Raw genomic sequence first — 20,267 nt, 5'->3', positions numbered from 1 at the left:
GCGTGCGCCACCATGGGGTCATGCCGGAGCTGCCCGAGGTCGAGTCGCTGGCCGTCTTCCTGCGCGAGCGCGCCGTCGGGCGCACCGTGGCGGGGGTCGAGGTGGGGGCGATCAGCGCCCTCAAGACGTTCCGCCCCGCCCCGCAGGACCTGGCGGGCGGCACGGTGGTGAGCAGCGACCGGCACGGCAAGTGGCTGGACCTCGGGGTGCGCCCGGCGGCCGGGGGCGACCCGCTGCACCTGGTGTTCCACCTGGCGCGCGCCGGCTGGCTGCGGTGGTCGGACGCCCTGCCCGCGACGCCGGTCCGGCCCGGGAAGTCGCCGCTCGCGCTGCGGGTGCGGCTCGACGACGGCTCCGGCTTCGACCTGACGGAGGCGGGCACCCGCAAGCGGCTCGCGGTGCACGTCGTGGCGGAGCCCGCCGAGGTCCGGCCGATCGCCACGCTGGGCGTCGAGCCGCTGTCGCCGGAGTTCACGCCCGAGCGGCTGGGCGCGCTGCTGCAGGCCCGGAACCAGCAGGTCAAGGGCCTCCTGCGGGACCAGGGCACGATCGCCGGCATCGGCAACGCGTACTCCGACGAGATCCTGCTGGTCGCGCGGACCAGCCCCTTCGCGCTGACCCGGTCGTTCGACGCCGGCAAGGTCGCGCGGCTGCACGAGGCGACCGTCGGCGTGCTGCGGGAGGCCGTCGCCGCCGCGGCCGGGCGCCCGGCCGCGGAGCTCAAGGATGCCAAGCGGCGTGGGATGCGGGTGCACGGCCGCACCGGCGAGCCCTGCCCGGGCTGGGACGGGGTCCCGTGCGGCGACACCGTGCACGAGGTGTCCTTCGCCGACTCGTCGCTGCAGTACTGCCCCACCTGCCAGACGGGCGGCACGCCGCTGGCGGACCGCCGGATGTCCCGCCTGCTGCGCTGACCAGGACCCGAAGGTCCCAGGACCACCCCCGGCTCCGTCCGTAATCTCTCGGTCAAGCCCGCGTCAGTCCCGTCCCGTGCTCCGGGCACGCCCCCGCGCCCGACGGTCCGACGCCCCTCGACCGGGAGATGCGCACATGACCCTGGACACGTTCGCCGACGTGCGGCAGCAGCTCGCCGACGTGACCCTCCCGCCGGAGGTGCGCGCCTGCCTCGAGGCGTGCGAGAACGTGGTCGTCCCGGCGTCCCGGGCCGAGCTGTACCGGCTCGCGCTGGGGCCCGACGGCGGGCCGACGTTCGCCGTCGAGTACGACGTCGACGGGTCCCCCTACCGGGAGGCGGACATCGCCCGGTGCCGCAACGGCATCGCCGTGAACTACCCCGAGGACTACATGCGGCGCCGGGACCCGGACTGCATGCGGATCGCCGACGACCTGCCGACCGACAAGCCGCGCTACCGCGACGTGTTCGGCGCGGAGTTCGCCCCGACCCGGCAGGAGACCCTCGACTGGCTGTCCGGCCAGGACCTCGTCGTCGTCCCGTTCAAGGCCGGCGGGCCGTCGTTCGGCTACCCGTCGCTGGCGATCTGCCCGGCGAACGCCGCGTTCTTCGCCCTCACGCTGGTGGACCTGCAGGGCTGGGTGACGTTCGACGAGCTCGGCGAGCACACGCCGTGGTCGATCCTCTACGTCGCGCCGCCGTTCCGGCACACCCACTTCGGCGGCCGGCAGGTCGTCGTGCACAACCGCTCGGAGTCGCTGCACGAGGTCTGGGCGTACAACCTGTACCCCGGCCCGAGCGCCAAGAAGGGCGTGTTCTCCGCGCTGCTGGACATCGGCGAGCACGAGGGCTGGATCACGGCGCACGCCTCGTCGGTCCGGGTCACCACGCCGTACGAGAACGTCACCGTGATCATGCACGAGGGCGCGTCCGGCGGCGGCAAGTCCGAGATGTGCCAGGAGATCCGCCGCGAGCACGACGGCCGCATCCTGGTGGGCCACAACGTGGTGCGCGACTCGCCGTACTACATCACCCTCGGCGAGACGTCCGCGCTCGCGCCGGTGACCGACGACATGACCCTGTGCCACACCACCCTGCAGCGCGGCAACGGCCGGCTGACCGTCGCCGACGCCGAGGCCGGCTGGTTCGTGCGGGTGGACAACATGACCTCGTACGGCGAGGACCCGACGTTCGAGCGCGCGGTCATCCACCCCGAGGAGCCGCTGGTCTTCCTGTCGATCGACGGCGTGCCCGACGCGACCGCGCTGCCGTGGGAGCACACCCTCGACTCCACCGGGAAGCGGTGCCCGAACCCGCGCGTGGTCATCCCCCGCACCTCGCTGCCGAACGTGGTCAGCGAGCCGCAGGAGGTCGACGTCCGCACGTTCGGCGTGCGGATGCCGCTGTGCACCCGCGAGAAGCCGACGTACGGGATCATGGGGATGATGCACATGGTCCCGCCGGCGCTGGCGTGGATCTGGCGCCTGATCGCCCCGCGCGGGGACAAGAACCCGTCGATCGGCGAGTCCCCGGAGGCGCTGAAGAAGCTCGCGCACCACGGCCTGGTCGCCGAGGGCGTCGGCTCGTACTGGCCGTTCTCGACCGGCACCAAGGTCGGCGCGGCCAACCTGCTGCTCGACCAGATCCTGTCCTGCGACCAGACCCGGTACGTGCTCACCCCGAACCAGCACATCGGGGCGTACAAGGTCGGGTTCGCCGCCGAGTGGCTGACGCGCGAGTACCTGGCCCGCCGATCCGGCGGCCGGTTCCTGCGCGACCAGCTCACCCCGGCCCGGTGCTCGCTGTTCGGGTACCGGCCGATCGAGGTCAAGCTGGACGGCCAGCAGATCCGGCCGACGCTGCTGCAGCCCGAGGACCAGTCGCAGGTCGGCGTCGAGGCGTACGACACGGGTGCACGGATCCTGCAGGAGTTCTTCGCCGAGGAGCTCAGCCAGTTCCTCACGCCGGGACTGGACCCGCTGGGCCGGGAGATCATCGAGACCTGCCTGCGCGGCGGGACGGTGCGGGACTACGAGGAGATCACCCCGATGTTCCTGTGACGCACGGCGGGACGTTCCCCGGTCCGCGACCTCGCGAGTCCGGGCCCGTCCTCCGCGCGGACGGCGGTGGCCCCCACCGGGGAGGTCCCTGCGCCGGCGTGGGATAGCTTCGGCACATGCTGGCGCCGCCGGACGTGGTCCGAGCAGCCGCGGACCCAGGAGCGGGCGAGTGGTTCGGCACCTGGGGCCCGCTCGTCGGCGTCGTCGTCGGCGCCCTGCTCGCCGGGCTCGCCCAGATCGTCGGCGCTTCCCTCGGCACGCGGCGCGAGCGCGTCGCCGCCGACCGCGAGCGCCGTCGCCAGGCGTACCTGGCGTTCACGATCGCCGCCGACGCCGAGATGGACGCGATCCAGCGGCGCCAGCTGGCGTACCTCGGGCACGGGGGCGACCTGGCGTCGGCGATCGAGACCCGCGTGGTGGCGCTCAACCGCCGCGTGGACGCCGTCACGGCGATCCAGTTCTGCGCGCCGCTGCCGGTGCAGGAAGCCGTCGATCGCGTCGGCCGCGCGCTCACCGCGATCCGGGACGACCTGCCGACCCTGGACGAGTTCCGGCGCGAGTGGCGGTACGTCCCTCGGCTCCAGCACGATGCGATCGTGACGATGCGGCACGACCTGGGCATCCCCGGGACGGTCCGGATGGACGCCGACGTGGCCGCCGTCGGCCCCGTGCCGGACGGCTACCCGCCGGGCACCCGGGGACCGGGACCGGCCGCCGGGGGCCGGGCCGGGTCCCGTGGCTAGAACAGCACCGTCGCGTACGTCCCGACCTGCCGGAACCCGACGGCGCGGTAGGCCGCCAGCGCCCGCTCGTTGTAGTGGTTCGCGTACAGCGACACGGTGGGCGCCACGTCCCGCCGGGTGAGCGCCACGACGGCGGCCATGCCGCCCTCGGACAGCCGCTCGCCGCGCCTGCCCGGGTCGACCCACACGCCCTGCACCTGCGCGACCCCGCCGGCGACCGCGCCGAGCTCGGCCTTGAACACCACCTGCGGCGAGCCGGCGACCTGCTCGACGCGCACGTACGACCGGCCGTCCCGGATGAGCGAGCGGACGCGGGCCTCGTAGGCACCGCCGGTGCCGACGACCGGCGAGTAGCCGACCTCCTCGGTGAACATCCGGATGCAGGCGGGCAGCACGATGCCGTACTCGTCGGGCGCGGACCGCCGGACGAGCGGGTCGGGGGCGAGGACGGGCGGGTGGTCGATGACCATCGACGGCTGGTCACCCCGGACCTCGCGCACCGGCCCCCAGGACGGCGCGAGGCGGTCCCACAGCCCGAGCACCGCGTCCGCGTCGCCGACGATCGAGGAGCAGCGCCGGCCCTGCGCCCGGCCGAACGCCGCGAAGGAGTCGAGCGCGGCGGGTCGCACGGCGGGGTCGGGCACGACGGGCACGACGTTGGCGCCGGCCCAGCACACGGCCGCGAGGCGTCCGCCGACCTCGTAGCCCCACACCTGGCCGCCGACGCGCCGCAGCCCGTGCCGGTCGGCCTGCTCGAGCCGCGTCGTGGCGAGCACCGCCGCGACGGGGTCCTGCGCGCAGACGGCGAGGGCGTCCGGCAGGTCGAGGTCCCCCAGCACGCGCGCGGTGCCCGGCCCGGCGACCGGCGACCCGGCCGCCACGTCCTCGCGCGCGCCGTGCACGGCCTCAGCCCACCGTGACGACGGGCCCGCCGCCGGCGACGGGGTCCATCCCGTCCGCGATCCGCAGGGCCTCGTCGATCAGCGTCTCGACGATCGCGGACTCCGGGACGGTGCGGACCACCTGGCCGCGGACGAAGATCTGGCCCTTGCCGTTGCCGGACGCGACGCCGAGGTCGGCCTCGCGCGCCTCGCCCGGCCCGTTGACGACGCAGCCCATGACCGCGACGCGCAGCGGCACCTCCAGGCCCTCGAGCCCCGCGGTGACCCGCTCCGCGAGCGTGTAGACGTCCACCTGCGCCCGGCCGCACGACGGGCAGGACACGATCTCGAGCTTGCGGGGCCGCAGGTTGAGCGCCTGCAGGATCTGCGTGCCGACCTTGACCTCCTCGACCGGCGGCGCGGACAGCGAGACGCGGATGGTGTCGCCGATGCCCTTGCTGAGCAGGGCGCCGAAGGCGGTCGCGGACTTGATCGTGCCCTGGAACGCCGGGCCGGCCTCGGTGACCCCGAGGTGCAGCGGCCAGTCGCCGGCCTCGGACAGCAGCTCGTACGCGCGGACCATGACGACCGGGTCGTTGTGCTTGACGGAGATCTTGAAGTCGTGGAAGTCGTGCTCCTCGAACAGCGACGCCTCCCACACGGCGGACTCGACGAGCGCCTCCGGGGTGGCCTTGCCGTACTTCTGCAGCAGCCGGGGGTCGAGCGACCCGGCGTTGACGCCGATGCGCAGCGAGACGCCGGCGTCCTGCGCGGCGCGGGCGATCTGGCGCACCTGGTCGTCGAACTTGCGGATGTTGCCGGGGTTGACCCGGACGGCCGCGCAGCCGGCGTCGATCGCCGCGAACACGTACCGCGGCTGGAAGTGGATGTCCGCGACGACCGGGATCTGCGACTTGCGCGCGATGGCCGGCAGCGCGTCGGCGTCGTCCTGGCTGGGCACCGCGACCCGGACGATGTCGCAGCCCGCGGCGGTGAGCTCGGCGATCTGCTGCAGGGTGGCGTTGACGTCGGCGGTCAGCGTCGTCGTCATGGACTGGACGCTGATCGGGGCGTCGCCGCCGACCTCGACCTTCCCCACGCGGATCTTCCGGGTCGGCCGCCGCGGCGCCAGCACCGGCGCGGGCGCCTCGGGCATGCCCAGGCTGATCGGGGTCGTCACCGGGTCATCATCCCACCGCGCCGCGCCGGTGCACCCCGCGACCCACCCGCCGGCCCCACCCGCGGTCAGCCGAGCGTCGCGGGGCTGACGATGTCGGCGTAGGCGAGCAGCAGCCCCATGCCGCCGAGCAGCACGAACACGGCGAGCGCCACGGGCTGCAGCCGGGCGGCGTCCGCGGGCCGCGGCCGGGGCAGGTCGCGCACCCGGGCGACGGTCCGCTTCGCGCCCTCCCACAGGGCCGCGGCGACGTGCCCGCCGTCCAGCGGCACGAGCGGGATGAGGTTGAAGACGAACAGCGCGATGTTGAGCGACGCGAGCAGGCTGAGCATCGCGGACACGCGCTCGGTCACGCCGACCCCGGGGGCGTCGCTGGACGCGACCTCGCCGGCGAGGCGGGCGATGCCGACCGGGCCGAGGACGCCGGTGGCGTCCCGCTCCGCGCCGCCGAACGCGCTCTCGGCGATGCCCACGAGGTTGGCGGGCAGCGTGACGACGGCCTTGCCGGTCTGCCACACGGCGTCCGCGGTCAGGGTCGCCACCTCGGAGACGGGCTGGCGCTGGAGCTCGGTCGCGGGGCTGACGCCGAGGAACCCGACGCTCGCGGTGACGGGCTCGCCGTCGTCGTCGAGGACGACCTGGCCGTCGTCGCCGACCACGGGCCGGTCGGCCACCACCGGGGTCACGGACAGCGTCACGCGCTCCCCGTCCCGCTCGACCACGACCGGCACGGCCTCCTCGCCCGTGCCGCGGATCATCCCGGAGAGCTGGTCCCAGCTCTCGACCGCGACGCCGTCGTAGGAGACCACCGTGTCGCCGGGCAGCAGGCCGGCGGCCGCACCGGGGGCAGCGGGGTCGTCCGCGGAGCACTCGGTCGCCGTCGAGTCGGCGGGCAGCACGCACTGGCTGACCGACGCGAGCGTGGTGCTCGCGCCCTGGGTGCCGAACCCGACGAGCACCACGGCGAGCAGCACCACGGCGATGAGCAGGTTCATCACCGGGCCGCCGAGCATGACGACGAGCTTCTTCGGGGTGGACAGCCGGTAGAACGCCCGGTGGTCCTCCCCCGGCCGGATCTCCTCGGCGCTGGCCTCGCGGGCGTCGGCGGCCATGCGGCTGAAGAAGCCGCGCACCGGCGGGTTCCCCACCGCCTCCGGGGTCGGGTACATGCCGATCAGCCGGACGTAGCCGCCCAGCGGGACCGCCTTGACGCCGTACTCGGTCTCGCCGCGGGTGCGGGACCACAGGGTCGGCCCGAAGCCCACCATGTACTGGCTGACGCGCACGCCGAACCGCTTGGCGGGCACCATGTGGCCGACCTCGTGCAGGGCGATGGACACCAGGATGCCCACGACGAGCACGAGCACGCCGATCACGTAGGCCATGCGGCACCTTCCTCGTCGCGGGCGGCGGGTGCGCCCGGGGTGGACGACCCCCCATCCTGCCCCCTCGACCTGGACGCCGGCTGGACGTCCGCCGGGTCCGTGGCGGCGTCGGCGTCGTCGGCGTCCCCGACCTCGACCCGGTCGCGGCCGCCCCGCTTGGCCCGGTACATCAGCGCGTCCACCCGCTCGATGGCGCGGGCCGGCTCCTCGTCGGCGTGCAGCGCGGTCACGCCGAGGCTCGCGGTGACGTGCACGTCCACGGCCCGGCTCACGGCGCGCGGGAGCGCGGTGCGCAGCCGCTCGGCCATCTCCCGGGCGTCCGCGAGCGCCATGCCCGGCGCGACGACCACGAACTCCTCGCCGCCGAGCCGCGCGACGAGGTCGCCCGAGCGCACCTGCTGCTCGAGGGCCCGAGCGACCGTGACCAGCACCCGGTCCCCCACGGCGTGCCCGAGGGTGTCGTTGACGAGCTTGAACCGGTCGAGGTCCAGGTACACCAGCGCGACGTCCAGGCCCGACCCGACGACGCGCGCCTGGTACGCGAGCTCGTCCTCGAGCCGGCGCCGGTTCGCCGCCCCGGTGAGCGCGTCCCGGTAGGCCATCTCCCGCATGGACGCGGCCTCGGCGCTGGCGTGCTCGGCGACGAGGAACGCCCGCGTGGCGTGCTCCTTGGTCCGGGACAGCACCCAGACCATCGCCGCGAGCACCGCCAGGTACACCGCGTACCGGCCCAGGTCGACGGCGTGCGCGCCACGCTCGCCGTCGTCGGGGCCGGCCGCGAGCGCCACGAGCCCCACGCCGAGGACGGCGAGCACGAGCAGCCCCGCGTGCAGCACGGCGAACCGGGTCGGGTACACCAGGTACCCGATCACGACGAACAGGGCCAGGCCCATGAAGGTCGTCGGGAACAGCGCGTCCCAGCCACCGCCCGCCTCCGTGACCAGGCGGCTCGCCATCGTCGCCAGCCACAGCAGGTCGAGGCCCGTCAGCACGACCCGGGACACCGGCACGGTCGCCCGGGGCCGGCGCAGCACCACCCAGCCGAACAGCAGCAGCACGACGAGCAGCAGCGGCGACACCCCGCGCAGCAGCGGGTCCTCCCAGCGCACGACGAGGACGGCGACGACCGCCAGCGCCCCGCCCGCCAGGCAGACGAGCAGGACGCGGCGGATCAGGCCGAGCGTCGGGTCCCCGGACCGGCGCGCCACGGGCAGGTCCCGGGGCGCCGGGGACGGTGCGGACATGGCGGGCTCCGGTGTCGGGGTCGAGGCACGGTACCTCGGCGCGACCCGGCCCGGCCCGCCGGAACGGCCCGGTTCACCCGGTCCTCACCCGTCCGGGCCGGGTGCCGGCACCGCCGGAGGTCACGGCGTGCGCTCGTCCAGCCCCCAGGGCGAGCCGTAGCCGGCGGGCTCCGGCGCCGCGAGCAGGTCGAGGAACGGCACGGCGTCGAACGCCTCCGGCCCGAGCACGCCGGCGCCCCGCCACACCCCGGCCGCGAGCAGCTCCAGGGCGACCACCGGGTTCACCGCGGTCTGCCAGACGACGCACTGCGCGCCGTACTCGGCCATCGACCACGCGTTGTCGACCACGTGGTGCAGGTAGACCTCCCGCGGCGCGCCGTCCGTGCCCGTGCCGGTGACGAGCAGGCCGGCGCACGTGGCGCCCTCCATGCGGGGGCCGATCGTCGCCGGGTCGGGCAGCACGGCCGCCACCACGTCCCGGGGGCTGACGGTCGCGTCCCCGACCCGCACGGGCGCCGTCGAGTCCAGCCCGAGCGTGTGCAGCGTCCGCAGCACGCCGATGAACTCCTCCCCCAGGCCGTACTTGAACGTGACCCGCTCGGCGTCGACCCACCGGGGCATGAGCAGCACCTCCTCGTGCTCGACGTGCACGCACTCCACCGGGCCCACCGGGGCGGGGAAGTCGAACACCTCGGGCTCGTGGAACGGCGGCACCGTGTGCCAGCCCGCGTCGCGGTCGCCGGCCGCCCGGGCGCGCGCGGCGTCGTAGACCACCGGCGGGTTCAGGCACTCCTCGATCGTCGTCCAGATCGAGAACGAGGGCGCGAACACCGGCTCGCCGTCGTCGCCGCGGACGACGAGGTTCGCCCCGTCCCGCACGCCGAGCTCGTCGATCCGGGAGAACAGGTGGTCGGCGGCGTACCGGGCGAACACGTCGGACAGCCCCGGCTCGACCCCGATGCCGAGCAGCGCGAGCCGGCCCGCGGCCTCCCACGCGTCCGCCCGGGCGAACTGCGCGTCGCCCAGCTTCACCCCGACCCGCTCGTACGGGGCCTGCGGGTCGGGCGTGGACAGCGACATCGCCATGTCGAGGTAGTCCACCCCCGCGGCGAGCGCGGCCTCGAACACCGGCAGCACGAAGCGGGGGTCCACCGCGTTCAGCACGTGGGTCGCGCCGTGCTCGCGGAGCAGCGCCGCGACGGACGCGGGGTCGGAGGCGTCGACCGCGGCGGCGACGAACCGCCCGCCGACCACGTCCCGCTCCGCCGCCGCGGCGACGGTGCGCGCCGCCCGGCCGGGGTCGCGGTCCGCGACCACCATCAGCTCGAAGAACTCCCGGCGGGCGGCGATCCGGGCGACCGCGTCGCCCACCCCGCCGCTCCCGACCACGACGACGCGCATGATGTCCCTTCGGTGTGCGGGCGCCGCGGTCAGCGGCGCCGACGGAGCCGTCCGCTGCGGACGACCTGGGCCCCCACCACCACGAGCAGCGACAGGGCGAACATGAACGACCCGATGACGTTCGCCTGCGGCGGGATGCCGCGCGTCGCCGAGACGTAGACGAACTTCGGGAACGTGGTGAAGCTGCCCGAGTTGAAGTTCGTGATGATGAAGTCGTCGAAGCTCAGCGAGAACGACAGCAGCGCGGCCGCGGCGATCCCGGGGAGCAGCAGCGGGAACGTCACCTTCCAGAACGCCTGCCAGGGCGTCGCGAACAGGTCGGCGGCCGCCTCCTCGAGCCGGGGGTCGAGCGAGGCGACGCGCGCCTTGACGGTGACCACGACGAACGACACGCAGAACATGACGTGGGCGGCGACGACGGTCCAGAACCCGAGCTGCACCCGCAGGGAGAGGAACTGCGCGAGCAGCGCCGCGCCGAGCACCACCTCTGGGGTGGACATGGGCAGGAAGATCAGCAGGTTGGCCAGGGCGCGTCCTCGGAAGCGGTAGCGCACGAGGGCGACGGCGAGCAGCGTGCCGAGCACCGTGGCGACGAGGGTGGACAGCAGGCCGACCTGGATCGAGTGCGCGAACGCCTCGCACACCTGCGGCGCGCCGCACGGGTTGCGCCAGTTGTCCCAGGTGAAGCCGCGCCAGACCAGGTTGGTCTTGCCCGCGTCGTTGAACGAGAACGCCACGGTGTAGGCGACCGGGACCAGCAGGTAGAGGAACGCGAGGGCGGCGAACACCGGGACGACGGCGTCGCCCAGCCGCCACCGCCGGCGGCGGCGCGCGGGCCGGCGCGGCGCGGGCGCGGTGCCCGCGGCGGCGGGGGCGGCCGTGACCGCCGGGGCGCTCACAGCAGCTCCTCGGTGCCGGCCCGGCGGACGTACAGCCCGACGAGCAGCAGGATCGCGACCATGAGCACGACCGACAGGGCCGCGGCCGTCGGGTAGTCCAGCACCTTGAAGAAGCGCGCGTCGACGACCTGCCCGATCATCGCGGTGTCCGTGCTGTTGCCGAGCAGGCTGGAGTTCACGTAGTCCCCGCTCGCGGGGATGAACGTCAGCAGCGTCCCGGACACGACCCCGGGCATCGACAGGGGCAGCGTCACGGTGCGGAACGTGGTGACCGGGCGGGCGTACAGGTCGCCGCCCGCCTCGATCAGCCGGGGGTCCAGCCGCTCGAGGCTGGCGTAGATCGGCAGGGCCATGAACGGCAGGAAGTTGTAGGTCAGGCCCGCCACGACCGCGAACGCCGTGGCCGTGAGCCGCCCGTCCGGCGGCAGCAGGTGCAGCCAGCGCAGCGCCTGCACCACGAACGAGTCGTCCGCGAGGATCTGCTTCCAGGCGATCGTCCGCAGGATGAAGCTGGTGAAGAACGGCGCGATGATCAGCACCAGCAGCACGCCCTGCAGGAGGGTGCGGCCCCGGGCGCGCACGGCGATCACGTAGGCCATCGGGTACCCGATCAGCAGCGCGGCCACGGTCGCGACCAGCGCGAAGCCGAACGACCGCACGAGCTGCGGCCAGAACTGCGCGAGCGCCTCGGTGTAGTTCTGCCACCGGAACGCCGGCTGGAACTGCCCGACGTCGCCCCCCGGGACCGGCACGTACAGCGAGGTCGCGAGCAGCGCGCCCACGGGCACGACGAAGAACAGCACGAGGTAGGCGGTGCCGGGCAGCATCAGCCCGAACGCCCCCGACCGCGACCGCCGGGACGGCGCCGGCGCGGGCGAGGCGGGACCGGTCTCGGTCAGCGCGGCGGCGATGCTCATGCGGCGTCCTCGGCAGGCGCCACGGACCCGGTGCCGGGGTCCTCGGTGCCGGCGTCGCGGTCCTCGGCGCCGTCGAGCGCGAAGGTGAAGTCGACGGCCCACGCGAGCCGCACGGCGTCCCCGACCGCCGGCCCGGACCCGCCCCCGGCGTTCTGGGCGAACACGCCGAACGTGCCGACCCCGGGCAGCGCCACCTGGTACTGGGTGCTCACCCCGGCGAACGCCACGTCCGTCACCGTCCCCGGTCCCAGCACGTTCGTCCCCGGCCCGGGCTCCTCACCCGGCGCGAGCACCCGGAGCTTCTCGGGCCGCACCCCGACGAGCACCCGACCCGCGGTGCGCACGGCCCGGCTCGCGGGCACCCGGACCCGGGTCCCGGCGATCTCGACGCCGAGCACCCCGTCCGCCGGCGCCTGGCGGACCTCGCCGGCGACCAGGTTGGACTGCCCGAGGAAGTTGGCGACGAACGCCGTGCGCGGCAGCTCGTACAGGTCGGCGGGCCGGCCGAGCTGCTCGATGCGCCCCTGGTTCATCACGGCGACGGTGTCGGCCATGGTCATGGCCTCCTCCTGGTCGTGCGTGACGTGGACGAACGTGAGCCCGACCTCGGTCTGGATCCGCTTCAGCTCGAGCTGCATCTGGCGCCGCAGCTTGAGGTCCAGGGCGCCGAGCGGCTCGTCGAGCAGCAGCACCGCCGGGTTGTTCACCAGGGCGCGGGCGAGGGCCACGCGCTGCTGCTGGCCGCCGGACAGCTGCGCCGGCCGCCGGTCGCCGAGGTGGCCCAGCTGCACGAGCTCCAGACCCTCGCGGGCCCGGCGCTCCGCGTCCGCCACCCGCCGGCGCCGCAGCCCGAACGCGACGTTGTCCAGCACCGACAGGTGCGGGAACAGCGCGTACGACTGGAACACCGTGTTCACGGGGCGCTGGTGCGCGCCGGTCCCGGTGACCTCGCGGCCGCCGATGGAGATGGCGCCCGAGGTCGGCTGCTCCAGCCCGGCGACCATCCGCAGCGTGGTGGTCTTGCCGCAGCCGGACGGCCCGAGCAGCGCGAAGAACGAGCCCGACGGCACGGTGAGCGTGAGGTCGTCCACCGCGGTGAACGCGCCGAACGTCTTGGTCACGTCCCAGATCTCGAGGGCGGCGCCGGCCCGTGCGGGCGCCGGGGTCGGGGCGCTCACGCGCCGATCACGTCCAGGAACGCGCCGTTGTAGGTGGTCTCCTCCTCGGGGGTGAGCGTGCGGAACACGTGCGCGCTGGCGAGGGTCGCCTCGTCGGGGAAGATCATCGGGTTCTCGGCGAGCTCCGGGTCGATCGCCGCCATGGCCTCCTGGGCTCCCTGCACCGGGGTGATGTAGTTGACCCACGCGGCCACCTGCGCCGCCACCTCGGGGTCGTAGTAGTAGTCCAGGACCGCCTCGGCGTTCGCCTTGTGGGTCGCGCCCACGGGGATCATGAGGTTGTCGCTCCACAGCGTGCCGCCGGCCTCGGGGATGGCGAACGCGAACCGGTCGTCGTTCTCGTAGTTCAGCGCGGTGATGTCGCCGGACCAGCCGATGACCGCGACGGCGTCCCCGCTCACCAGGTCCTGCGCGTAGGAGTTGCCGCGCACCTGCCGGATGTGGCCGGAGTCGATCTTCTCGCGGAGCACCGCGAGCGCCGCGTCGAACTCGGACCCGCCCCAGTCGCCCGAGGGGTCGACGCCCTGGTCGAGCATGATCAGGCCGATCGTGTCGCGCATCTCGGAGAGCACCTCGACCTTGCCCGCCAGCTCGGGCGCCCACAGGTCGGCGACCGAGCGCATCCCGCCCGGCACCGCGTCCTTGGACCAGGCCAGCCCGCCGAACCCGGACTGCCAGGTGAGCGAGTGCGCGCGGCCCGGGTCGAAGTCGACCTCGGCGAGGTCCGGCAGGATGTTCGCCGCGTTCGGGATCGCGGAGCGGTCGAGCTCCTGGGTGTAGCCCATCCGGATCATCCGGGCGGCCATCCAGTCGGTCAGCGTGACGATGTCGTAGCCGATGTCCTGGCCGTTCGCGAGCTGCCCGGAGACCTTGCCGTAGAAGGTGTCGTTGTCGTCGACGTCCTCCGTGTACTCGACGTCGATGCCGGTCTGCGCCGTGAACGCCTCGAGCGTCGGGTAGCCCGTGCCCGCCTCGTCCTGGTCGAGGTACAGCGTCCAGTTCGCCCAGCGGACGAGCTTCTCCGTGTCGGACAGGTCGGTGGCAGCGGTCGCGGAGGTGCCGGACGACGGGCTGCCGCCGGTGCCGCAGGCGGCGAGCAGCAGCCCGGCGCCGACGCCGCCGAGGGCGCCGGTGAGGAACTGGCGGCGGGACGGTCCGGGCACGACGGGGGCGCGCCGGGCACCCCGCGCGGCGGCGATCAGGGCGCGCACGCGCGGGTCGGCCGGGACGGCACGGCGAGGGGACATCGGACTCCTCAGGGGTGGGACGGGGTCGGGCGGGCCGGTCAGTCGATCGCGCTCATCACGTGCTTGATGCGGGTGTAGTCCTCGAGGCCGTACATCGAGAGGTCCTTGCCGTAGCCGGACTGCTTGAACCCGCCGTGCGGCATCTCGGCCACGAACGGGATGTGCGTGTTGATCCACACCACCCCGACGTCCAGGTCGCGCGAGAGCCGCATGGCGCGCGCGTGGTCGGAGGTCCAGACCGAGCCGGCCAGCCCGTACCGGACGCCGTTGGCGAGCGCGACGGCCTCGGCCTCGTCGGCGAACGGCTGCACCGTGATGACCGGCCCGAAGATCTCGTCCTGCACGGCCTCGTCGTCCTGGCGCAGCCCCGCGACCACGGTGGCCTCGTGGAAGTACCCGCGGTCGCCCTGCCGGCGGCCGCCGGCGACGACCTCGGCGTGGCCGGGCAGCCGCTCCAGGAACCCGGTGACCCGCGCGAGCTGGTCGGCGCTGTTCACCGGGCCGAACGCCACGCCCGGGTCGTCCGGGGCGCCGGTGCGCTGGGTCCGGGCCTGCGCGGCGAGCGCCGCGAGGAAGTCGTCGTGCACCGCCGCCTGCACCAGCACCCGCGTCGCCGCGGTGCAGTCCTGGCCCGCGTTGAAGTACCCGGCCGACGCGATCCCGGCGGCCGCGGCGTCGAGGTCGGCGTCGGCGAACACCACCACGGGGGCCTTCCCGCCGAGCTCCAGGTGCACCCGCTTCACGTCGCGGGCGGCGGAGCCGGCGACCTCCGTGCCCGCGCGCACCGACCCGGTGATCGCCACCATGTCGGGCCGCGGGTGCTCCACCAGCGCCCGGCCCGTGCCCCGGTCCCCGCAGACGACGTTGAGCACGCCCGGGGGCAGGATCCCCGCGGCGAGCTCGGCGAGGAGCAGCGTGGACGCCGGCGTGGTGTCCGACGGCTTGAGCACGACGGTGTTGCCGGCCGCGAGCGCCGGGGCGATCTTCCAGACCGCCATCATCAGCGGGTAGTTCCAGGGCGTCACCTGCCCGACCACCCCGACGGGCTCGCGCCGCACGAAGGACGTGTGCCCCGCCAGGTACTCCCCCGCGGACGCCCCCTCGAGGACGCGCGCCGCGCCGGCGAAGAACCGGAGCTGGTCGACGCACGGGGGCACCTCCTCCGTCGCGGTGAGGTGCAGCGGCTTGCCGGTGTCGCGGGACTCGACGGCGACGAGCTCGTCGGCCCGGGCCTCGACGGCGTCGGCCAGCCGCAGCAGCGCGCGCTGCCGCTCCGCCGGGGTGGTGCGGCGCCACGTCGTGAACGCGCGGGCCGCGGCGCCCACCGCGGCGTCGACGTCGGCGGGCCCGGAGACCGGGGCGTGCGCGTAGACCTCGCCGGTCGCGGGATCCACCACGTCGGCGACCCGGCCGTCGCGCGCGTCCGCCCAGGCGCCGTCCACGAGGTTCTGCAGCCGGAGCGGCGCGGTGCTGGTGCTGGTCACGGAGTCTCCTCACGGGTCTGACGTGCTCGGCACGCTAGCCGCGCCGGTGGTGCCGCCACAGCGTCGCTCCGCGAAAATCCACGTAAACTGTGTGTTTCGGCGAGCGGATCCGCGCCGATTCGCGCGCCGGACGACGGAATCCCTTGCGCGGCCCCGGGGCGCTGGGTCACGATCGGGACCGTGACCCCGCGCCACCCCGACACCCCGCCGACCCTGGACGAGACGTCCAAGGCGATCATCGAGCAGCTCCAGGAGGACGGCCGCCGTCCCTACGCGGCGATCGCCAAGGCCGTCGGGCTGTCCGAGGCCGCCGTGCGCCAGCGCGTGCAGCGGCTCACGGACGCGGGCGTCGTGCAGATCGTGGCCGTCACCGACCCGGTCCAGGTCGGGTTCGCCCGGCAGGCCATGATCGGCATCAAGGCGGAGGGGGACCTCGAGGCCCTCGCCGACGCGCTCGCCGGCCTCCCCGAGGTCGACTACGTCGTCATCACCGCCGGCGGGTTCGACGTCCTGGTCGAGGTCGTCTGCACCGGGGACGACCACCTGCTCGCCGTGCTCAACGACCGCATCCGCACGCTGCCCGGCGTGCGGACCACCGAGACCTTCGTCTACCTCAAGCTGCGCAAGCAGCAATACGACTGGGGAACCCGATGACCGACACGCTCACCACCGTCACCCCCCGCGGCACCGACCGGCACGCCGCCGCCCGCGACCACCTCTGGGGCCACTTCACGCGGCAGAGCGCGTGGGCCGAGCAGGTGCCCACGATCGTGCGCGGCGAGGGCCACCACATCTGGGACGACCGGGGCCGGAAGTACATCGACGGCCTCGCGGGGCTGTTCGTCGTGCAGGCCGGCCACGGGCGCGCCGAGCTCGCCGAGCGCGCCCGGCAGCAGGCCGAGGAGCTCGCGTTCTTCCCGCTGTGGTCCTACGCGCACCCGCAGGCGATCGACCTCGCGGAGCGGCTCGCGCACCATGCGCCCGGCGACCTGAACCGGGTGTTCTTCACGACGGGGGGCGGCGAGGCCGTCGAGACCGCGTGGAAGCTCGCCAAGCAGTACTGGAAGCTCGTCGGGAAGCCGGGCAAGCACAAGGTGATCTCCCGGGCGGTCGCGTACCACGGCACCACGCAGGGCGCGCTGTCCATCACGGGCATCCCCGCGCTCAAGGCCCCGTTCGAGCCCCTGGTGCCCTCGACGCAGCGCGTCCCGAACACCAACCGGTACCGGGCTCCCGAGGACCTGCGCGACGACCCCGAGGCGTTCGGGCGCTGGGCCGCCGACCGGATCGCCGAGGCCATCGAGTTCGAGGGCCCCGAGACCGTCGCCGCCGTGTTCCTGGAGCCGGTGCAGAACGCCGGCGGCTGCTTCCCGCCCCCGCCCGGGTACTTCCAGCGCGTCCGCGAGATCTGCGACCGGTACGACGTGCTGCTCGTCTCCGACGAGGTGATCTGCGCGTTCGGCCGGATCGGCGAGATCTTCGCGTGCAGCGACTTCGGGTACGTGCCCGACATGATCACCTGCGCGAAGGGGCTGACCTCCGGGTACTCCCCCATCGGCGCGACCGTCGTCTCCGACCGGGTCTACGAGCCGTTCCGGACCGGGGACGCGACCTTCTACCACGGCTACACGTTCGGCGGGCACCCGGTGTCGGCGGCCGTGGCGATGGCCAACCTCGACATCTTCGAGCGCGAAGGGCTGACGCAGCGGGTGCACGAGAACGCCCCGCTGTTCCGCGCCGAGCTGGAGTCGCTGCTGGACCTGCCGATCGTCGGGGACGTCCGCGGCGCCGGGTACTTCTACGGCATCGAGCTGGTGAAGGACACGGCCACCCGGGAGACGTTCTCCGAGGCCGAGTCCGAGCGGCTGCTGCGCGACTTCCTGTCCCCCGCCCTGTTCGAGGCCGGCCTGTACTGCCGGGCCGACGACCGCGGCGACCCGGTCGTGCAGCTCGCCCCGCCGCTCACCTGCGGGCCGGCGGAGTTCGCCGAGATCGGGCAGATCCTGCGGGGCGTGCTCGGCGAGGCGTGGGCGCGGCTGTGAGCACGCCCGGGGGCGGCGACGCGGCCGCCGCGGGCGCCGCGCTCGCGTGGTCCGCGGGGCGCGACCTGGCCGGCCTGTCGCTGTGGTTCGACCAGGTCGCCGCGGACGCGCCGATCGAGCCGCGCGAGCCGCTGGACGGCGACACCACGGCGGACGTCGTGGTGGTCGGCGCCGGCCTCACGGGCCTGTGGACCGCGTACTACCTGCTCGAGGCGGACCCGGCGCTGGACGTGCTCGTGGTCGAGCAGGCGGTCGCGGGCTTCGGCGCCAGCGGCCGCAACGGCGGCTGGTGCTCGGCCCTGTTCCCCGCCTCCGCCGAGGCGCTGGCCCGCCGGCACGGCGAGGACGCGGCCCGGTCGATGCGGGCCGCGATGCGGGACACCGTCGTCGAGGTCGGCGGCGTCGCGGCGGCCGAGGAGATCGACTGCGACTTCGCCTACGGCGGCACGGTCACGCTCGCCCGGACTCCGGCGCAGCTCGCGCGGCTCACCGCCGAGGCGCGGGACGCGACCCGGTGGGGCGACGAGCTCGACCTGCTGACCCCCGCCGAGGTCGCCGCGCACGTGCGGGCCGACGGCGTGCTCGGCGGCGCGTGGACGCCCGACTGCGCGCGGGTGCAGCCGGCCCGCCTGGTCCGGGGGCTCGCGGACGCCGTCGAGGCGCGCGGCGTGCGGATCGCCGAGCAGACCCGGGCGCTGCGGATCTCCCCGCGCGCGGTCGTCACCGACCAGGGCACCGTCCGGGCGCGGCACGTCGTGCGGGCGGTCGAGGCCTGGACCCCCACCTTCCCCGGGTCCCGCCGCGACCTCGCCCCGGTGTACTCCCTGATGATCGCGACCGAGCCCCTGCCGCCGAGCGTCTGGGACCTGGTGGGGCTGGACCGCGGGCAGACCTTCACCGACGGGCGGCACCTGCTCGTGTACGGCCAGCGCACCGCCGACGACCGCCTGGCCTTCGGGGGCCGCGGCGCGCCGTACCACTGGGGCTCCGCCGTCGAACCCGCGTCCGACCAGGACCCGCGTGTCGCCCGGGCGCTGCGCCGGGCGCTCGTCGAGCTGTTCCCCGCGGTCCGGCACGCCCGCGTCACGCACGCCTGGGGCGGGCCGCTCGGGGTGCCGCGCGACTGGCACGCCTCCGTCGGCCTCGGGGACGACGGCATCGCCTGGGCCGGCGGCTACGTCGGCGACGGAGTGGGCACCGCCAACCTCGCCGGCCGCACCCTGGCCGACCTGCTCACCGGGACCGACTCCGCGCTGACCCGGCTCCCGTGGGTCGGGCACCGGTCCCCCCGCTGGGAGCCCGAGCCGCTGCGCTGGGCGGGGATCACCGCCGGGCTGCGCGGGGCCGCGCTCGCCGACGCCGAGGAGCGGCTGACGGGGCGGCCGAGCAGGGTCGCGCGGCTGCTGGGGTCGCTGACCGGGGCCTGATCAGCCGGCCGCGATGCGCTCCCGCGCCCGGGCCCGGGCCCAGTCCTCCGCGGCGTGCACGTCGGCGACCGACCCGGCCGGCGCGCCGGGGTACGCCGCGAGCACCTCCTCGACCGTCGCCACGATCCCGAGGAACCCGAGGCCGCCGCCGAGGAAGGCCGCGACCGCCTCCTCGTTCGCCGCGTTGTAGACCGCGGGGTGCGTGCCCGAGGCCGCCACGGCCGCGCGCGCGAGCGCCACCGCACCGAACACGTCCTCGTCCAGGGGCTCGAACGTCCAGGACGCCGCGCGGGTCCAGTCGCACGCCGGCACCGCCTCCGCGACCCGCTCCGGCCAGGACAGCCCGAGCGCGATGGGCAGCCGCATGTCCGGCGGGGACGCCTGCGCGATCGTCGAGCCGTCCGCGAACTCGACCATCGAGTGCACGACCGACTGCGGGTGCACCACCACCTGGATGTCCGCGACCGGCACGTCGAACAGCAGGTGCGCCTCGATGAGCTCCAGGCCCTTGTTCACCAGCGTCGCGGAGTTGATCGTCACGACCGGCCCCATCGACCAGGTCGGGTGCGCCAGCGCCTGCTCGGGCGTCACGTCCGCGAGCTCCGCGCGGGTCCGGCCCCGGAACGGCCCGCCCGACGCCGTGAGCACCAGGCGCCGGACCTCGCCGCGCGCCCCGCCCCGCAGGCACTGCGCGATCGCCGAGTGCTCGGAGTCCACCGGCACCACCTGGCCCGGGCGCCCGACCGCGGCCCGGACCAGCGGGCCGCCCGCGACCAGGGACTCCTTGTTTGCCAGCGCCAGCGTGCTGCCCGACTCGAGCGCCGCGAGGGTCGGCCCGAGCCCGACCGACCCGGTGATGCCGTTCAGCACCACGTCCGCCCCGCGGGCGGCGAGCTGCGCGGCGGCGTCCGGGCCGGTCAGCACCTCGACGCCCATCTGCCGCAGCCCCGCGTCGGCCGACGCCCGCACGAGCTCGGCGAACACCGCGCCCGCGGCGTCCGGGTCCGCCACCGCGACGGTCTGCGCGCCGAGCGCCACCGCCTGCCGGGCCAGCGCCGCGGGATCCGCCCCGCCCGCGCTGAGGCCGGTGACCCGGAACCGCTCGGGGTTCCGGGCGACGACGTCGGCGGCCTGGGTGCCGATCGAGCCGGTCGAGCCGAGCAGGACCACGGTGCGCGCGTTCACCCGCCCCATCCTGCCCGAGAGGGTGGGGCCAGCCCCACCCGCGGTCCGCCGGGGGACGTCAGTGCACGCTGACCTGCGCCGACG

Annotated in this window: 17 protein-coding genes; 6 read left to right on the top strand and 11 right to left on the bottom strand. The window is 74.8% G+C overall.

Translation table 11 applies throughout. From position 1 onward, the window contains the following. Positions 1-20 precede the first annotated feature (20 nt). The 3 genes from HNR08_RS15345 to HNR08_RS15335 all read left to right on the top strand — a co-directional run bounded on the left by HNR08_RS15345 (position 21) and on the right by HNR08_RS15335 (position 3,716). Entirely contained in the window at positions 21-914 is an 894-nt protein-coding gene (locus HNR08_RS15345; RefSeq protein WP_146833635.1) for a DNA-formamidopyrimidine glycosylase family protein, read from the top strand. Positions 915-1,050: 136 nt separating this feature from the next. Next, complete coding sequence (locus HNR08_RS15340; protein ID WP_146833638.1) at positions 1,051-2,973, top strand: DUF4914 family protein; 1,923 nt, start codon at positions 1,051-1,053, stop codon at positions 2,971-2,973. Positions 2,974-3,089: 116 nt separating this feature from the next. Continuing rightward, positions 3,090-3,716 carry a hypothetical protein gene (locus HNR08_RS15335; RefSeq protein WP_146833641.1) on the top strand — a complete coding sequence of 209 codons (627 nt, stop codon included), beginning with the start codon at positions 3,090-3,092 and terminating at the stop codon, positions 3,714-3,716. Here HNR08_RS15335 and HNR08_RS15330 read toward each other — a convergent pair. From HNR08_RS15330 to HNR08_RS15285, 10 genes are all read right to left on the bottom strand, one after another. After that, positions 3,713-4,618 carry a GNAT family N-acetyltransferase gene (locus tag HNR08_RS15330; RefSeq protein WP_246802920.1) on the bottom strand — a complete coding sequence of 302 codons (906 nt, stop codon included), beginning with the start codon at positions 4,616-4,618 and terminating at the stop codon, positions 3,713-3,715. The genes HNR08_RS15335 and HNR08_RS15330 overlap by 4 nt on opposite strands. Before the next feature lie 4 nt (positions 4,619-4,622). Then, positions 4,623-5,753: a flavodoxin-dependent (E)-4-hydroxy-3-methylbut-2-enyl-diphosphate synthase gene (gene ispG / locus HNR08_RS15325; RefSeq protein WP_210736800.1), complete on the bottom strand. Its 1,131-nt coding sequence runs from the start codon at positions 5,751-5,753 to the stop codon at positions 4,623-4,625. An 89-nt stretch (positions 5,754-5,842) separates the two neighbouring features. After that, complete coding sequence (locus HNR08_RS15320) at positions 5,843-7,159, bottom strand: M50 family metallopeptidase (RefSeq protein WP_146833647.1); 1,317 nt, start codon at positions 7,157-7,159, stop codon at positions 5,843-5,845. Then, a complete protein-coding gene (locus HNR08_RS15315) occupies positions 7,147-8,403 on the bottom strand; it encodes a GGDEF domain-containing protein (protein WP_146833650.1) in 1,257 nt (418 codons plus the stop codon). Before HNR08_RS15315 ends, HNR08_RS15320 begins: the two co-directional genes overlap by 13 nt. A gap of 120 nt (positions 8,404-8,523) precedes the next feature. Continuing rightward, complete coding sequence (locus HNR08_RS15310; RefSeq protein WP_146833653.1) at positions 8,524-9,804, bottom strand: saccharopine dehydrogenase family protein; 1,281 nt, start codon at positions 9,802-9,804, stop codon at positions 8,524-8,526. A gap of 29 nt (positions 9,805-9,833) precedes the next feature. Continuing rightward, positions 9,834-10,613: an ABC transporter permease gene (locus HNR08_RS15305; protein WP_210736801.1), complete on the bottom strand. Its 780-nt coding sequence runs from the start codon at positions 10,611-10,613 to the stop codon at positions 9,834-9,836. An 86-nt stretch (positions 10,614-10,699) separates the two neighbouring features. Continuing rightward, on the bottom strand, positions 10,700-11,620 hold the full coding sequence (locus tag HNR08_RS15300) for an ABC transporter permease (RefSeq protein ID WP_146833658.1): 921 nt from the start codon (positions 11,618-11,620) through the stop codon (positions 10,700-10,702). Next, a complete protein-coding gene (locus HNR08_RS15295) occupies positions 11,617-12,798 on the bottom strand; it encodes an ABC transporter ATP-binding protein (protein ID WP_146833661.1) in 1,182 nt (393 codons plus the stop codon). The genes HNR08_RS15300 and HNR08_RS15295 overlap by 4 nt, the downstream gene beginning before the upstream one ends. After that, entirely contained in the window at positions 12,795-14,045 is a 1,251-nt protein-coding gene (locus HNR08_RS15290; protein ID WP_146833664.1) for a polyamine ABC transporter substrate-binding protein, read from the bottom strand. Before HNR08_RS15290 ends, HNR08_RS15295 begins: the two co-directional genes overlap by 4 nt. A 38-nt stretch (positions 14,046-14,083) precedes the next feature. Next, a complete protein-coding gene (locus HNR08_RS15285; RefSeq protein ID WP_222595990.1) occupies positions 14,084-15,529 on the bottom strand; it encodes an aminobutyraldehyde dehydrogenase in 1,446 nt (481 codons plus the stop codon). A gap of 180 nt (positions 15,530-15,709) precedes the next feature. Between HNR08_RS15285 and HNR08_RS15280 the strand changes: the two genes are divergently transcribed. From HNR08_RS15280 to HNR08_RS15270, 3 genes are read left to right on the top strand one after another with little or no spacing between them, the layout of a single operon-like run. Then, a complete protein-coding gene (locus tag HNR08_RS15280) occupies positions 15,710-16,183 on the top strand; it encodes an Lrp/AsnC family transcriptional regulator (RefSeq protein WP_146833667.1) in 474 nt (157 codons plus the stop codon). Continuing rightward, on the top strand, positions 16,180-17,571 hold the full coding sequence (locus HNR08_RS15275; protein ID WP_146833669.1) for an aspartate aminotransferase family protein: 1,392 nt from the start codon (positions 16,180-16,182) through the stop codon (positions 17,569-17,571). Before HNR08_RS15280 ends, HNR08_RS15275 begins: the two co-directional genes overlap by 4 nt. Then, positions 17,568-18,998 (top strand): NAD(P)/FAD-dependent oxidoreductase, encoded by a 1,431-nt coding sequence (locus HNR08_RS15270; protein WP_246802921.1) that lies wholly within the window; start codon positions 17,568-17,570, stop codon positions 18,996-18,998. Before HNR08_RS15275 ends, HNR08_RS15270 begins: the two co-directional genes overlap by 4 nt. Here the strand turns inward: HNR08_RS15270 and dxr are convergent, their stop codons facing one another. Beyond that, positions 18,999-20,192 carry a 1-deoxy-D-xylulose-5-phosphate reductoisomerase gene (dxr, locus tag HNR08_RS15265; RefSeq protein WP_168430373.1) on the bottom strand — a complete coding sequence of 398 codons (1,194 nt, stop codon included), beginning with the start codon at positions 20,190-20,192 and terminating at the stop codon, positions 18,999-19,001. Between the last annotated feature and the right edge of the window lie 75 nt (positions 20,193-20,267).

This window comes from Cellulomonas hominis, assembly GCF_014201095.1.
Lineage (GTDB): Bacteria > Actinomycetota > Actinomycetes > Actinomycetales > Cellulomonadaceae > Cellulomonas > Cellulomonas hominis.
This window is presented reverse-complemented; position numbering and strand designations above follow the sequence as displayed.